Here is a 15,280-nt window from a genome sequence, read left to right on the forward strand (position 1 = left end):
TCCCGATTGAACGGGATCGCCACGACGTGGTCGGCACCGTTCTCGGCCAGCAACGCCGCCCGCTCCTCCAACGTGGTGAGCATGCTCGGCGCGTGGTCCGGGCGCAGCACCGCCATCGGATGCGGGTCGAAGGTCACTGCGACGACGGGCAGGCCGCCGAGTTCGGTGGCAACCTCCCAGGCCCGCCGGAGCACATGCTGGTGGCCCAAGTGGCAGCCGTCGAAGTTCCCGATCGTGATGACGGTTCGGCCGAGGTCGGCCGGGAAGTCGTCAGGATTTCGCCAGATCTGCACGGCGAAACTTTCGCGCATCCCGGCCGGCAAAGCACTGCCGGGTCGGCCGTATCCCGCGCGCAGACCCGGCAGTCCCCCTCATCCTCGGCGGCGCCGCAGCAGCACCAGGCCGCCGCCCAGAGCGCCAGGCCCGCCACCAGCAGCCCACAACACCGGACCGCCGCGGCAGGCCGCCCGGCCCCTGGTCGTCGTCCTTCTCCTCGTCCACCGCGATGACCGCCTCGTCGCGGTCGTCGGTGCGCTGCCGCTGACCGAATTCCCATCAGGGTTGCCGTCGAGCTCACCGACGTTGCGGATCTGGCTGCCGGGCTCGGCGACGATGTCGGCCACGAGCTTGAAGCTCGCGGTCTTGCCGGCCGGCAACGCGTCCACGTAGGTGCAGGTCATCAGTTGGCCGGCGTCCACACACGACCACCCGGCACCTTCGACGGAGACCAGCGCCAATCCCTTGGGCAGGCGGTCGGTCACCACCAGCGGTGCGACGCTCGCGCTGGGACCGGCGTTGGTGACCGCGAGGCGGTAGGTGACCCTGGACCCCTTCTGCGACGCGACCGACTTCTCCAGCGAGAGACCGACGGTCGGCACGACCTCACTCTTCTCGTCGTCGGAGTCGTTGCCGGGGTCGCGGTCCTCGCTCGGCGTGCTGATCCGCGCGGTGTTGACGACCGTGGGCCAGGCGCTGGGCTCGACCCTCACCGTCAACTCCACGACGCTGCTCGCACCTGCGGCCAGACCGTCGACGCGCACGCACTCCACGGCGGCACCAGCGGCGGAGCAGGTCCAGCCGTCGCCCGAACCGCCGACGTAGGAGAGCCCCTCGGGCAGCGGGTCGCTGAGCGTGATCGGCCCCGGGTCGTCGGTCGGACCGTTGTTGGTGACGGTCAGCCGGTAACGGCCCGCCTCGCCGACGACGAGGTCGCCGACCAGGTCCTTCTCGATCGCGAGATCGACCAGCGGCGGCACCGGGAACCCGTCGGTGTCACGGTTGTCCTCGGTGTCGGTCTCCGGAGTGCTGGTCACCACCTGGGCCACGTTCTGCACCCATGGATAGGCGGCCGGACGAACCGTGGTGACCACGGTGATCGGCGGCGCGTCGACCCCGCTGGCGAGCGGACCCGTCAGGGCACAGGTGATCGTGCCGCCGTCCTCCGCGCAGTTCCAGTCATCGCCGGTGGCGTTCTCGTAGTCGAGGCCGACCGGGAGCAGGTCGGTGACCACCACGGCGCGCGCGGTCGAGGGTCCCTCGTTGCGTACGTCGATGGTGAAGGCCAGCTGGTCGCCGATGTGCACGACGTCGGTGTGCGTCTTCGCGATGACCAGGTTGGTGGCCCGGGTCACGGGCACCGTCTCGTCATCGATGTTGTTGGTCGGCTCGTCGTCGGTGGTCGGCGAGTCGACCTCAGCGGTGTTGGTGGCAGAGCCGGTGTCGGCGTCCGCGGCAACCATCACCTGCATCTCCAGGGCCGGGGCATCCTCACCAGCCAGCAGACCGTCGGTGAGAACGCACTCGACCACCCGCCCGGCCCGCGGCGTGCACGCCCACGGCTCTGCCGCGGAGAGGAAGCTGAAGTCCGTGGGCAACTGGTCGGTGATCGTCAGCGGGCCGACCGCGTCGGACGGACCGTTGTTGGTCACCGTCAGTCGGTAGCCGGTCGGCATGCCGGCGACGACGGTGCCACCGGTGTGCTCCTTGGCGAGCTCCAGGTCGGCCACGGCCACCACGCCCACAGGCGCGTCGTCCTCGTTGTCGACCGGGTCGTCGCCAGGGGTGACGGTGGTCACCGACGCCCGGTTGGTCAACGTGCTGCCGTCGGGTACGCCGGCCGCCACCGTGGCGACCACCGTGATCGACTCCGCAGTGGTCCCGGCCACGATCCGGTCCATCGTGCAGACCAGGGCCGTGCAGTTCCAGCCGGTGCCCGACATCGACACCAGGGTCAGCCCCGCCGGAAGCACATCGGTGACCTCCACCTGGCGAGCGTCGGAGGAGCCCGTGTTCTCGACAGTGATCTCGAAGGTTGCGTCCTCACCGGCGCGGACCGGGTCGGCGCCGACCGTCGACTTGCCCAGGACCAGCTCGGTCTCCTCGGTGACCGGTGTCGGCTCCGGGTCGGTGTTGTTCTCCGGGGTCGGATCGGTCGCCGGGCCGTCCACCGAGGCGATGTTGAGCAGGCCCGTGGTGCCGACGCCGCTGTCGACCGCGACCACGACGGTGATCACCGGCGCGCTCTGCCCGCTGGACAGCGCCGCGGCCCTGGTCAGGGTCAGCTCCTGGTCTTCCTGGTCGAGCACCCAACCGCTGCCGGTCGCGCTGACCAGGGTGAGGCCAGCGGGAAGGGTGTCGGTGACCACGATCGGTCCGGGCGAGGTGGCGGAGCCGTTGTTGCGCACCCGCAGCTCGTAGGTGGCCTGCTCGCCGGCGACGACCGGTGCGGTCATCAGGGTCTTGGAGATCGCAAGGTCCGCCTCGACGTCGATCCCGGTGTCGTCGTCATCCTCGTTGTTGGGCAGGTGCGGGTCCGGGGTGTCGCTCTCGACCCGAGCCGAGTTCCGGACACTGCTGGTCAGGCCCTCGTCGATGGCGACGGTGATCTCGAAGGAGACCTGGTTGTCCCCGGTCACCGCGGAGAGCCCGCCCGCCAGTTCGCAGGTCAGCTCCTGTCCTTCAGCGCCGCAGCTCCAGCCACCCGTGGCGCTGTCCGCGACGAACGTCAGGTCGTCGGGCAACGTGTCGGTCAGCCTGAGCGGGCCAGCAGCGTCCGACGGGCCGTGGTTGGTCACGGTGAACCGGTAGGTGCCCTGCTCGCCGGCCTTGAAGTCGCCGACATGGGTCTTCTCCAGCGCCAGGTCGGCGCTGGGCTTCGGCGTGCTGATGACCTCGTCGGTGTCCGGCTCCTCGGGCCCGCTGGTCGGGTCGGTGGGCTCCTCGACCTCGACCCCGTTGGTGACGGTGGAGGTCAGGCTGCTGTCGACCGAGACGGTCAGCGTGATCTGGGGCAGGGTCCCGGGCGCTACCGGGCCGCCGTCCCAGACGAAGGTGAGCACCTGGCCCGTCTGGTCGTCCAGCTCCCAGTCGTCGCCCGCGAAGGACTGATAGGTCAGCCCGGCCGGCAGCGTCTCGGTGACGGTGATGTCGCCCTGCGACCACGACGGGCCATGGTTGTCCACCACGATGGTGTACGTCGCGTCGGTGCCCGGCACCAGCGCTCCGTTCAGCGACTTCTCGATCCCGAAGTCGGAGATCGTGGTGACCGTGGAGGTCTCCTCGTCCTCGTTGTTGCCGTCCTCCGGGTCGTGGGTCTTCGCCTCGACGCCGGCAACGTTCTTCAGGTCCGTGCCGGCCGTGACGTCGGCTGCGACCAGACCGGTCACCGTGATGGTCCGGGAGTCGCTCGCGGCCAGCGGCCCGGCGTGGGTGCAGGTGATCAGCTGGCCGGACGGAGTCGGGCAGCTCCAGCCCGCGCCGATGGCCGAGACGAAGCCTACGCCGGTGGGCAACTCGTCCTCGACCACGAGGGGGCCAACTGCTGGATCACCGCCCTTGTTGGTGACGGTGAGGGTCCAGGAGAAGTTCTCACCAGCAACCGGTGCGGCACCGGTCGGGGTGACCGCCTTGTCGATCTGCAGGTCGGCGGAGTCGATCCTGGTCGACTCGTCGTCCTCGTCCTCGGTCACGACCGTGCCACCGTCGAGATCCTTGCCGGTGGCCCGGGCCTCGTTGGTGTGGGCGGTGGCGGAGCCGACGGCCGCGGAGTCACCCGGCGTCGCGGTCAGGTTGATCACGATCGTCTGGCCCCCGGCGAGGTCGGCCAGGTCGGCCCAGGTGAGGGTCTGGCCGCTGACCGTCGGGTCGAGCTGTGCGGCGGCCGCGCCGGGAAGGGCGACCATGGCCGACTCGACGTCGTACGTCCAGCCTGTCGGCAGGGTGTCGACCACGTCGACGTCGTGAGCGGTCGGGGCACCGGACCTGTTGGTGACGGTGAGCTGCCAGCGCACCGGCGTGCCGCGGTAGGCCGGTGCGGCGTCGAGCAGTTGCTTGTCGATGCTCAGCTCGGGCAGCAGCGGCGTGACGGTGGCTTCTGCTGTCGGCCCCTCATAGTCACGACCCTCCTTGCCGGGCAGCGACCAGTACTCATCGATCTCGACGGTGTTGGTCTGCGCGGCCTTCTCCCCGCTGACGAGCCGCGCCCGGTAGGTGAGCTCGACCGACGCGCCCGGGGCGATCGGTCCGAGATCGGTCCAGGTGATGGTCCGGCCGTCGGCGCTGAGCACGCCGCCGTTGTCGATCGTCGCCTCGGTGACCACGACGCCGGCGGGCACCGCATCGCTGACGTCGATGTCGTGCGCGGTGGACTTGGCGGCACCGGAGGGGTTGGTGACCGTCACCGTGTAGGTGAACTCCTCACCATGTGCCGGGTTCGCCTCCGCGACCGTCTTGTCGATGGTGAGCCGTGGCTCGAGGACGGTGACCGTGGAGGTTGCCGGGTTGGTCTGCCTGTCGGTGGTGTCGGTCGGTGCCGACTTCCACCGGAAGCGGGCACTGTTGGTCAGGGTCTCCCCAGCATCGTTGCGCTGCCCACCGAACTCATCGGTGCGTACGACGGCCGTGTAGGTGATCCGCAGGGTGCGGTTCTCAGCGGAGGTCGGGATGTGGCCGAAGCTCCAGGTGACCGTCTGTCCGCTGGTGGACTCGGCATGTGTCGGGAGTGCAGGGGTGCACGGTGCGCCGCTCTCGACGCAGCCGACGGTGACGTCGCCGATCGATGCGGGGTCGATGCCGTTCGGCAGCATGTCGACCACTCGGGCGTCGTAGAAGTGTGCGTCCTTCGGGAGGTTCGCCTCGACGGTGAACGTCACCTTGTCGCCCACAGGTGCACTGGCGGGCGTTACCGACTTGGTGATGGTGCTGCTCGGCACGGTGATCGTGGCGCTCGTGGTGGCCGCGTAGGTCTTGTCGCCGGGAGGAGTGCCGGGCATGGAGCTGCCGGTCAGCGTGACGGCATTGACGAAGCTCGCCGCCGAGCCGGCGTTGTCGTCGACCTTGACGGTGTAGGCCAAGGTTGCGGGAGCGCCGTTGACCAGCGGCGTACTCGCCGGCCAGTCCCAGCGAATCTCGGTCTTGCCAGCGGCGCAGGTCGAGCTCGGGTCGACCACGGCGGCCGTGCCCACGCTCGGCGTGCCGACCGATTGCACGGTCAGCCCAGCCGGGACGCAGTCGATGAGGAACGTGTCGTGCAGGACCGGCTTGCGGTTGTTGCTCGCCCTGATCGTGTAGGTGACGCTCTGGCCGGCGCCGGGCGCCTGGGGGTTGGCCGTCTTGGTGACCTGCGGCTGCGGTTCGACCAGGGTGACCGTCGAGGTGTCGGTGACATCGTTCAACTGGCCTCCCTGCTCGTCCTGGTAAGCAAAGCGCGCGGTGTTGGTGCGGGTCTGGCCGTGAACGGCGCTGGTGCCGGCGTCGACATGGGTCCGCACGGTGATGCGGATCCGCTGCACGTCAGCACCGATGACCGCTTCGTCCTGCAGGACGACGCTGATCCTCTTCTGGGCGAGGTCGTAGGTCGGGGCGGACGGCACGATGCCACCCACGGCGTCGTTCCATGAGCCGGCGCCGATCCGGTGCTCGACGGTGATCGGCCCGTCGTGGACCAGGTGGGAGGGCAGCACGTCGGTGAGTACGCCCTGGTAGACGGTGGTGTTGGCCGGAAGCGTGGCCTCGATCGTGTAGGTGACCTTCTCCCCCGGCACCGCATTGCTGACGGTGCCGGAGCCCTGGTCGACCTCCGGGATGACCTCGGTGACGTTGCTCTTGTCGAGCGCCACCGCGGGAACCCGCACGGTGTGGTCGTCGTGCGTCGCCGGCGCGTCCTCGTCGTCCTCGGGCACGCTGGGGTCGACGTTGTCGACGGGGAAGTGCGGGTGGTCGTTGTCCTGGTTGTCCCGGGAGACGTAGGTGCGCACTCCGGCATCGTTGGTGTAGCTCGCGCCCGCAGCCACGGTCGCCGGGTAGGTGACGGTGTAGGTCAGCTGCTCGCCGAGGTCCGAGAGCGATTCACCGGGTTGCAGGGTGACACCCGCGAGCAGCCACTTGAGCGCGTCACGCCCGTCGACGCCCTCGCCGGCTCCGTTGCCGGCGCCGTCGGGGTTGGCGGTGACGTCGGCCCAGTGGATCCCTTCGGGAAGTACGTCCCAGATCACCGGGTCGTACACCGGCTCCGCGCCGTTGTTGGTGACGTCGACGGTGAAGACGACCGACGTACCGGCGCGGACCGTGGTGCTGTCACCGGTCTTGGAGATCGCCAACGGCGGCACCGGCGGGACCCGGAAGTCCTCCTTGTCCCGCAGGAAGCTCACGGCTCCTTCGGTGTTGGTCCAGGTGAGCTTCGCCAGATTGCCCGGTACGTCGACCTCGCCGGGCGCAGCGGTGGTGTTGACGATGGCTGAGATCCGGTAGAGGAAGCGCCCACCCTTGGCGACGAACCTGTCGCCGCCCTGGGGGTGCCGATCGCGAAACGCACGCTTCCGCCGGCTTCGCCCGCAGGCGACGGCTCGGTGACCTGGGCAGTGACGTTGTTGTCGCCGAGCGGCTGGGCGGAACCAGGCTCGTAGGTCAGGTTCTCGGGCAGGAAGTCGGTGAGCACCGGGTTCTTGGTGTCGACGCCGTTGGGGAAGTCGACCTGGAGCAGGAAGCAGACCCGGGAGCCCTCGTTGAAGGTGACCTGGGGGTCCGTGAGATCAGCACTGTCCTCGTAGTCGGCCGCGTCGTTGGTGCAGGTGTGCACCGCCGCACCGTTCGGCAGGATCCGCTTGTCGAGCTCGACGACGCCGCCGGTCAGGGAGGCGCGCGACTCATCGGCCACCGCCTGGGTACCGCTCTCGGCGCCCAGACCGTCCACGGAGGTCGTGGTGCCGGTCAGCGAGACGGTGTTGACGTAGTCGTCGCCGGCGACGGTGGGGGCGTTGCTCTTGCGGTAGTTCACGCCCATCAGCGCATCGAAGGTGATCGTGTGGGTGTCGCTTGCCGTCATCGCCGGCGCCGAGAAGACGATCTCGTGGGTGCCATCGGTCGGGTGCGGGGTCACGCTCGTCACCGTCGCGCCCTGCGGCGCCTGTGCGGCGGGGCTGCCGCTGTGGGCAGCGTCGCAGGCCGCGACGCCCATCGCCAGTGGGCAGAGGCCGTCAGGAAGCACGTCGGTGAGGACGACGTCGGCAGCGGTGGCGTACTCGCCGGTCTGCAACTCGAAGGTGAAGGTGGCGATCCGGCCGTGCTCGAACTCGGCGGGGCTGACCGACTTCTGGATCGCCAGGTCCTCGGCGGTGACCGTCACCGTGTCGCTGTCGGCGACCTGTGTCGTGGCTCCCGCTGCGACCGGGCCGGCGTAGTCGGCCGTGACGTGGGCGCGGTTGGTGAGCTCCTGCTCGGCGAGCGTCTCCCGGGTGGAGGCACCGGTGTTGTTGTCGAGGTTGGCGCCCTGCTCACCGGACACAGGTGCCGGCGTGCCGTCGGGGAAGTCCATGGTGTTGGCCCGCATCGGGATGCCGGCGCGGTAGTTGATCTGGGCCTTCTCGCCGGGGGTGAGGGTGCCCAGCCGCCACTCCACCCGGGTCCAGACACCGGCCAGGGGCTGGCCCGTCGCCGGGTCCAGCGGGTTCTCCACCGTGGTCACCGAGTACGGCGACGGGCAGTTGGCACCGTCGACGTACTGTCCGCCGCCGGGCCCGCTGGGGGACGGGGTCTGGTCGAGAGAGTCCGCCCCCGGGTACTCGGGCGTCCGGGCGGTGGTGTGGTCCGCTCCGCCGCAGCCGAGGAACTCCAGCTGGGCAGGCAGCAGGTCGACCACCACGACGTCGTGGTCCTCGTGGTGGCCGTTGTTGGTGACCAGCAGGGTGTAGGTCGTGGTGTGGTCGTGCACGCCCCGCACCAGCTCGTGCTCGGGGCTGGGCTCGGACTTGTCGATCTTGATCGCGGAGATCCTGGTCTGCTGCTCGGTCGAAGTCGCCCAGTTGTTCGCACCGCTGGTGTAGGTGCCCTGGCCGTTGAACTTGGGAACCGTGCGCTCGACGGTGTTGGTGTAGGCCGACGCCGACGTGGCGAAGGTGCTGCCGACCGGGAGGGCGTCCTTGTCCCCCTGCAGCGCGAAGGTGAGCGACTGGGCCGCCCCGACGGGGAGGTCGGAGACGTTGTCCCAGATCAAGATGGTGCGTCCCTGGGGACCGGGTCCGGTCAGCTGTCGCGGCTCGCCCAGGGAGGAAGGCCGGGTCGGGCCGGCGTAGGAGACGCCGTCGGGCAGCTCGAAACGGAACGAGAGGTTGTACTGCGGGTCCGCGCCGGCGTTCGTGGCGGTGAGCCTCACCTGCGCGGGCTCACCCAACAGGACGTCGCCCGTCGTCTCCACCTCGACCGTCAGGTCGTCCGGCGGCGCCGCGATGCCCGGAGTCGCCGGCAGCGCGACCAGTGCGGTCAACAGCAGGGCCAGCGCTCCGAGCAGCCGGATGACTCCCCCACTCGTGCGCGGACGCACCTCAGCAACAGACAACATGAATCAAAGCCCTCTCCACGTGGCGGGCGCTGCCCGCCACCACTTCCGATCACCGGCCACGGAGACGTGGCACTGGGCAGATTCATTGCTCCCGAAGCGCCTCTGCGGGTTCACGGTAGGCAGGGAGTCGTCGTCCTGCCCGTGAAACGGCGGGATTGTGAGCCATGCGACGTGCCACCCGGGACCCAAGTCCCGGGCCATGTCACTGGACGGGCCATGCCCATCGCCGAGGCCAGCACGGAGAGTGCCACCCTCGGCGTCGGCCGAGACGCTCAGCCGACGAAGACGGCGACCGGGGCCGAGCCCTCGGAGCGAGGCTCGTAGAGGGCCAGGAAGTCCCCTTCGGGCCCGAAGACGGCGGTCAGCCCCTGCACCCGCAGATCGAGGCGCTTGCCGACCCTCACCGCGGCCGCCTGTGTCTCGTCCAGCTCGACGGTCGGGAAGCTCAGCCGCGCGGCATCGGCGATCGGGAGCAGTCGGAACTCCTGGTCCAGTTCCTCCAGGGTGTGGGCCGTCTCCAGGTCGAAGGGCCCCACCGCCGTACGGCGCAACGCGGTCAGGTGCCCGCCCACACCGAGGTCGGCACCCAGATCACGCGCGATGGCACGGATGTAGGTGCCGCTGGAGCAGCGCACGGAGATGTCGAGGTCGATGAAGTCGTCGACGGCGCGGACGTCACTCACCACCAGGTCGTGCACGGTGACCGGGCGGGCCTTGAGCTCGACCGCCTCCCCCTCACGGACGAGCTGGTGTGCTCGCTTGCCGTCGACCTTGATGGCCGAGACGGCCGTGGGCACCTGGAGGAGGTCACCCACGAAGCCGAGTGCCGCCGTACGCACCTGCTCCGGGGAGAGATGGCCGGCCGGCGCGGTCGCAGTGATCTCTCCCTCGGCGTCGTCCGTGTGACGCGCCTGGCCCAACCGCACAGTGGCGTCGTAACACTTCTCGGTGAGCATCAGGTGGCCGAGGAGCCGGGTGGCGCGGTTGATGCCGAGCACGAGCACGCCGGTGGCCATCGGGTCGAGCGTGCCGGCATGGCCGACCTTGCGGGTGCCGGCCAGACGGCGGACCCGGGAGACCACGCCGTGCGAGGTGATTCCTCCGGGCTTGTCGACGACGACGAGCCCGGACGCGGAGCCACTCACGCCTCGTCGTCCGCCTCGTCGTCCTCGATCTCGCGGGGCTTCTTGTAGGGGTCGTCCCCAGCCGCCCAATCGGCACCGGCGCGTGCGGCTGCGACCTTCTCGTCCTGTTCCTTGGCGCGGGCCAGGACCTCGTCGAGGTGGCGCGCGGTCTCGGGCAGCGCGTCGTGGATGAAGTCGAGCGTGGGCACCTGGCGGGTGCCCAGCTGCTTGCCGACCTCGGAACGGATGAGGCCCTTGGCGGACTCGAGCGCGGCGGCCGTGCCGACCAGCTCGTCCTCGTCACCGAAGACCGTGTAGAAGATCGTCGCCTGCTGGGCGTCGCCGGTCAGCCGCACATCGGTGACGGTCACGAAGCCGAGCCGCGGATCCTTGATCCGACGCTCCAACATCTCGGCCACGATGACCTTGATCCGATCCGCGATCTTGCGCACGCGTGGGCTTGCCATGGGTTTCTCCTACCGAGGTGACACCTGCGGGATCCCCGCCGGTGGTCTGAGTCTAGAAGGTGGGAAATGCGGAGGCGGGCCCGGGAATCCCCGGGCCCGCCTCAGTTGCTTCGGAGGATCAGCTCCGGGGGATCTCGCGCATCTCGAAGGCCTCCACGACATCGCCGATCTTGATGTCCTGGAAGTTCTTCAGCACCAGACCACACTCGAAGCCCTCGCGGACCTCGCTCGCGTCGTCCTTCTCCCTGCGCAGCGATGCCAGGTCGAGGTTGTCGGCGATGAGGGCACCGTCGCGCAGCACCCGAACCTTGGCGTTGCGGCGCAGGAGACCCGAGGTGACCATGCAACCAGCAATGTTGCCGGCCCTGGACGAGCGGAAGATCTCGCGGATCTCCGCCTGACCCAGCTGGGCCTCCTCGTACTCCGGCTTGAGCATGCCCTTGAGAGCCGCCTCGATCTCCTCGATCGCCTGGTAGATGACCGAGTAGTAGCGAATCTCGACACCTTCCTTCTCCGCCATCTGGCCCGCCTTGCCCTGGGGCCGGACGTTGAAGCCGATGATGATGGCGTCGGAGGCAGCAGCCAGGTCGACGTTGGTCTCGGTGATCGCACCGACACCGCGGTCGATGACGCGCAGCGAGACCTCGTCGCCGACGTCGATCTGGGCCAGCGAGTCCTCGAGGGCCTCGACCGAACCGGACACGTCACCCTTGAGGATGAGGTTGAGCTCCTGGCTCTCGCCCTTCTCCATGGAGGCCATGAAGTCCTCGAGCGTACGACGCACGCGCCGCTTGGCCTGGCTGGCCGCACGCTCTCGTGCTTCGCGCTTCTCCGCGATCTGCCGCGCCATCCGGTCGTCCTCGACCACGATGAAGTTCTGGCCGGCGCCGGGCACCGAGCTCAGACCCAGCACCATGGCGGGACGGGACGGATCCGCGACCTCGATCTCCTGGCCGTGCTCGTCGAGCATGGCACGGACGCGGCCGTAGGCCGGACCGGCAACGATCGAGTCGCCGACGCGCAGGGTGCCGCGCTGGACCAGGATCGTGGCCACCGGGCCACGACCGCGGTCGAGGTGAGCCTCGACGACGAGACCCTGGGCGTCCTGGTTGGGGTTGGCACGCAGGTCGAGCGATGCGTCCGCGGTGAGGATGACCGCCTCGAGGAGGTTCTCGAGGTTGAGCCCTGCCTTGGCGGAGACGTCGACGAACATGGTGTCGCCGCCGTACTCCTCCGGCACGAGGCCGTATTCGCTCAGCTGGCCACGGACCTTGGTCGCGTCGGCCTCCGGCTTGTCGATCTTGTTGACCGCGACGACGATCGGCACGCCGGCCGCCTTCGCGTGGTTGAGCGCCTCGACCGTCTGCGGCATGACACCGTCGTCGGCCGCCACCACGAGGATCGCGATGTCGGTCGCCTGGGCACCACGAGCACGCATGGCGGTGAACGCCTCGTGACCCGGGGTGTCGATGAAGGTGATGCGTCGCTCGTTGCCGTCGACGTCGGTTGCGACCTGGTAGGCACCGATGTGCTGGGTGATGCCACCGGCCTCGCCGCGGCCCACGTCGGCGTTGCGGAGTGCGTCGAGAAGACGCGTCTTTCCGTGGTCGACGTGACCCATGACGGTGACGACGGGCGGGCGGGCCTCGAGAGACTCCTCGCCACCCTCGTCGGAACCGAACTCGATGTCGAACGACTCGAGCAGCTCGCGATCCTCGTCCTCGGGCGAGACGACCTGGACGATGTAGTTGAGCTCGTCACCCAACAGTTCCAGCGTCTCGTCGTTGACGGACTCGGTGGCCGTGACCATCTCGCCGAGCGAGAAGAGCATCTGCACCAGGGCTGCCGGATCGACGTTGATCTTCTCGGCGAAGTCGGTCAGCGACGCACCGCGGGCCAAGCGCACGGTCTCGCCGTCACCCTTGCGGACCCGCACGCCGCCGATGGTCGGGGCCTGCATGGCCTCGAACTCCTGACGACGCGCCCGCTTCGACTTGCGACCACGACGCGACGGTCCACCCGGACGCCCGAAGGCACCCTGGGTCTGACCACGCTGGCCGGGACGACCGCCACCGGGACGACCGCCACCGCTCGGGCCGAAGCCACCACCGGGACGCCCACCGGCGTTGTTGCCGCCGCCGGGGCCACCACGACCCGGAGCACCGGGACGACCGGGACCACCGGCACGGCCACCGGGGCCACCACCAGCGCGGCCACCGGGACCGGGACGACTGCCCGGGCCGGATCCGAACGCTGCCGGCGACTTCGGCATCATCGCCGGGTTGGGACGCGGCATACCCGGACGGCCCTGCCCGCCACCCTCACGGGAGGCCGGGGACGCGGCGGACGCTGGTCGTTGCTGCTGCCAGCACCCGCACCTGCACCTGCACCTGCACCTGCACCTGCGCCATCTGCGGCACCGGGCTTGGGTGCCGGACGGCGACCCATGCCCTGGCTGGAGGCGAAGGGGTTGTTGCCCGGGCGCGGAGCACCGGGACGGCCCACCGGACGCGGTGCCGGAGCACGCGGTGCCGGCTTCGGAGCACCACCGGACGGCTTGGGCGCCGACGGCTTGCTTGCCGGGGCGGCCTTCGCTGCCGGGGCTTCGGGAGCGGCCGGTTCGGCGGGCGCCTGCGCAGCGGCAGGAGCATCCGGGACCTCTGCTTCAGGAGCCGCAGGGGCTTCCGGCGCCTTGGGGGCACGCGGACCAGGCCGCGGGCCGGGACGCATCGGTGCCTTGGCCGCGGGGGTTGCGGCTTCAGTGGATTCGGTCGACTCGGCTGCCTGGGGGCGGCCGCAGCCTTCTTGGCCGGCGCCTTCTTCACCGGGGCCTTGGGGGCCTCAGCGGGGGCGTCGGAGGAGGAGCCACCAGCAGCCTTGAGCTGCTCGCCGTACTCCTTCTTGAAGCGCATCGCGACCGGCGGTTCCACGGTCGAGGATGCAGACTTGACGAATTCGCCCATCTCCTTCAGCTTTTCGAGAACGAACTTGCTCTCGACGCCGAATTCCTTGGCGAGTTCATGGACTCGGGGCTTGGCCACGCTTCTCCTTCTGGCCCCGGCCCAGGCCCTGCCGATTGCAGGGTGGTGCGACGAAGCCGTTAGTGGTTGTGCATGCTCATCGGGAGTTACTCATCGAGTGCTCATGAGCTGCTGCTCCAGTTTCTGTCGGTCATCACGGTCATTTGTTGACAAGCAAGGTGATGTGGCTCCGTACGGCGTCGACGTCCGGCCCCGCAGCGAGCCGGAGGGCTCGTGCAAAAGCTCGGCGACGGACCGCCAGTTCCAAGCACTCGACCGTGGGGTGCAGGTGTGCACCGCGGCCGGGGGCCGAGCCCCGCAGATCCGGTACGACGGTCAGTCCCGTCGCGTCCGGGTCGTTGACGACTCGCAACAACTCGCTCTTCGCAGCTCGTTCCCGGCATCCGATGCAGGTCCGGACAGGTCCCGTGAAGGACCCTGCGTCTGGGCATGCGGAAGGACGGCGTTCTCGAACCACTGTGCTGCAACTCTACTCCCCCAGGTGCCGGAATCACGAACCGGCCTCACCCCGGTGGTCGAGCCCACCCAGACCCCACCCTCGGTCGTCACCGACCGGGGCTCAACCCGCTCGCACGAATCCGTTCCTAGTCGTCGGAGCCGGGCTCATCCGAGCGGATGTCGATGCGCCACCCGGTGAGGCGAGCAGCGAGGCGGGCGTTCTGGCCCTCCTTGCCGATGGCCAGGGAGAGCTGGAAGTCGGGAACCGTGACCCGGGCCGAGCGCTCACTGGTGGAGATGATCTCGACCTTGCTCACCTGCGCCGGCGACAACGCACTGCCCACGAGCTTGGCCGGGTCGTCGGACCAGTCGACGATGTCGATCTTCTCACCGCTGAGCTCGGCCATCACGTTGCGGACCCGCTGGCCCATGGGGCCGATGCAGGCACCCTTGGGGTTGACTCCCTGCACCTTCGAGGTCACTGCGATCTTGGTGCGGTGGCCGGCCTCACGGGCGATGGCAGCGATCTCGACCGTGCCGTCAGCGATCTCGGGGACCTCGAGCGCGAAGAGCTTGCGAACGAGGTTGGGGTGGGTGCGCGAGAGGGTGATCTGCGGACCGCGTGGCCCCTTGCGCACCGACACGACCAGGCACTTGATGCGCTCGCCGTGCGTGTAGGTCTCGGTGGGGACCCGCTCCCCAGCGGCAGGATCGCCTCGAGCTTGCCGAGGTCGACCATCACGTCGTCGGGATTGCGACCCTGCTGGATCACGCCCGAAATGATGTCGCCCTCTCGCCCGGAGAACTCACCGAAGCGAATTTCGTCCTCGGCGTCGCGCAGTCGCTGGAGCATGATCTGCTTCGCCGTCGTGGCGGCGATGCGGCCGAAGCCGGCCGGCGTGTCGTCGTACTCACCGACGACGTTGCCCTCGCTGTCGAGCTCGGCGGCGAGCACGCTGACGTGGCCGTTCTTCTGGTCGAGTACGACGCGCGCACGCTCCTGAGCGCCCGGCGACTTCTGGTAGGCGGTCAGCAGAGCCTGCTCGATCGCCTCCACCAGCACGGAGAACTTGATCTCCTTCTCGTGCTCGAGCGCACGCAGGAGGTTGAGGTCGATGTCCATCAGGCTGGTCCTTCGGGTCGGTTGAACTCGATCTGGACGAGTGCCTTCGCGATCTCGTCGAAGGCCACCTCGCGGGTGTCGTCGCCCACCCGGAGGGTGACGGTGGTGTCGGTGTTGTCGAGGATGCGGCCGACGACCTCCCCTCTTCTGCGAGGGCGACCTTGACCAGGCGGGTCTGGTTGCGGCGCCAGTGGCGCGGCAGCGTCAGCGGTCGGTCGACGCCGCGTGAGGTCACCTCGAGGGTGTAGGGCAGC

General features: G+C 69.3%; 6 protein-coding genes and 2 pseudogenes. All 8 read right to left on the minus strand.

Features of this window, described 5'->3' with window-relative positions; all coding sequences use genetic code 11:
- Nucleotides 1-293: adenylyltransferase/cytidyltransferase family protein (locus tag L1066_RS18225; protein ID WP_235737639.1), on the minus strand; the 293-nt coding region annotated here is incomplete at its 3' end.
- 78 nt (nucleotides 294-371) lie between these two features.
- Nucleotides 372-6,647 carry an isopeptide-forming domain-containing fimbrial protein gene (locus tag L1066_RS18230; RefSeq protein WP_235737640.1) on the minus strand — a complete coding sequence of 2,092 codons (6,276 nt, stop codon included), beginning with the start codon at nucleotides 6,645-6,647 and terminating at the stop codon, nucleotides 372-374.
- On the minus strand, nucleotides 6,644-8,833 hold the full coding sequence (locus L1066_RS18235; RefSeq protein WP_235737641.1) for a DUF11 domain-containing protein: 2,190 nt from the start codon (nucleotides 8,831-8,833) through the stop codon (nucleotides 6,644-6,646). Before L1066_RS18235 ends, L1066_RS18230 begins: the two co-directional genes overlap by 4 nt.
- A gap of 272 nt (nucleotides 8,834-9,105) precedes the next feature.
- Nucleotides 9,106-9,978 (minus strand): tRNA pseudouridine(55) synthase TruB, encoded by an 873-nt coding sequence (gene truB, locus L1066_RS18240; protein ID WP_235737642.1) that lies wholly within the window; start codon nucleotides 9,976-9,978, stop codon nucleotides 9,106-9,108.
- Complete coding sequence (rbfA, locus tag L1066_RS18245; protein WP_235737643.1) at nucleotides 9,975-10,424, minus strand: 30S ribosome-binding factor RbfA; 450 nt, start codon at nucleotides 10,422-10,424, stop codon at nucleotides 9,975-9,977. Before rbfA ends, truB begins: the two co-directional genes overlap by 4 nt.
- A 118-nt stretch (nucleotides 10,425-10,542) precedes the next feature.
- Nucleotides 10,543-13,465 (minus strand): annotated as a pseudogene (gene infB / locus L1066_RS18250) (translation initiation factor IF-2).
- 139 nt (nucleotides 13,466-13,604) lie between these two features.
- Complete coding sequence (locus L1066_RS18265; RefSeq protein WP_235737645.1) at nucleotides 13,605-13,922, minus strand: YlxR family protein; 318 nt, start codon at nucleotides 13,920-13,922, stop codon at nucleotides 13,605-13,607.
- A 127-nt stretch (nucleotides 13,923-14,049) separates the two neighbouring features.
- A pseudogene (gene nusA, locus L1066_RS18270) lies at nucleotides 14,050-15,026 on the minus strand (transcription termination factor NusA).
- Nucleotides 15,027-15,280 lie beyond the last annotated feature (254 nt).

This window comes from Nocardioides alcanivorans, assembly GCF_021555175.1.
Classification (GTDB): Bacteria; Actinomycetota; Actinomycetes; order Propionibacteriales; family Nocardioidaceae; genus Nocardioides; species Nocardioides alcanivorans.

What these genes read in the sequence shown, in the direction of transcription:
- L1066_RS18235 (WP_235737641.1), bottom strand. Translation starts at nt 8,833, where the DNA reads ATGTTGTCTGTTGCTGAGGTGCGTCCGCGCACGAGTGGGGGAGTCATC.
- rbfA (WP_235737643.1), bottom strand. Translation starts at nt 10,424, where the DNA reads ATGGCAAGCCCACGCGTGCGCAAGATCGCGGATCGGATCAAGGTCATC.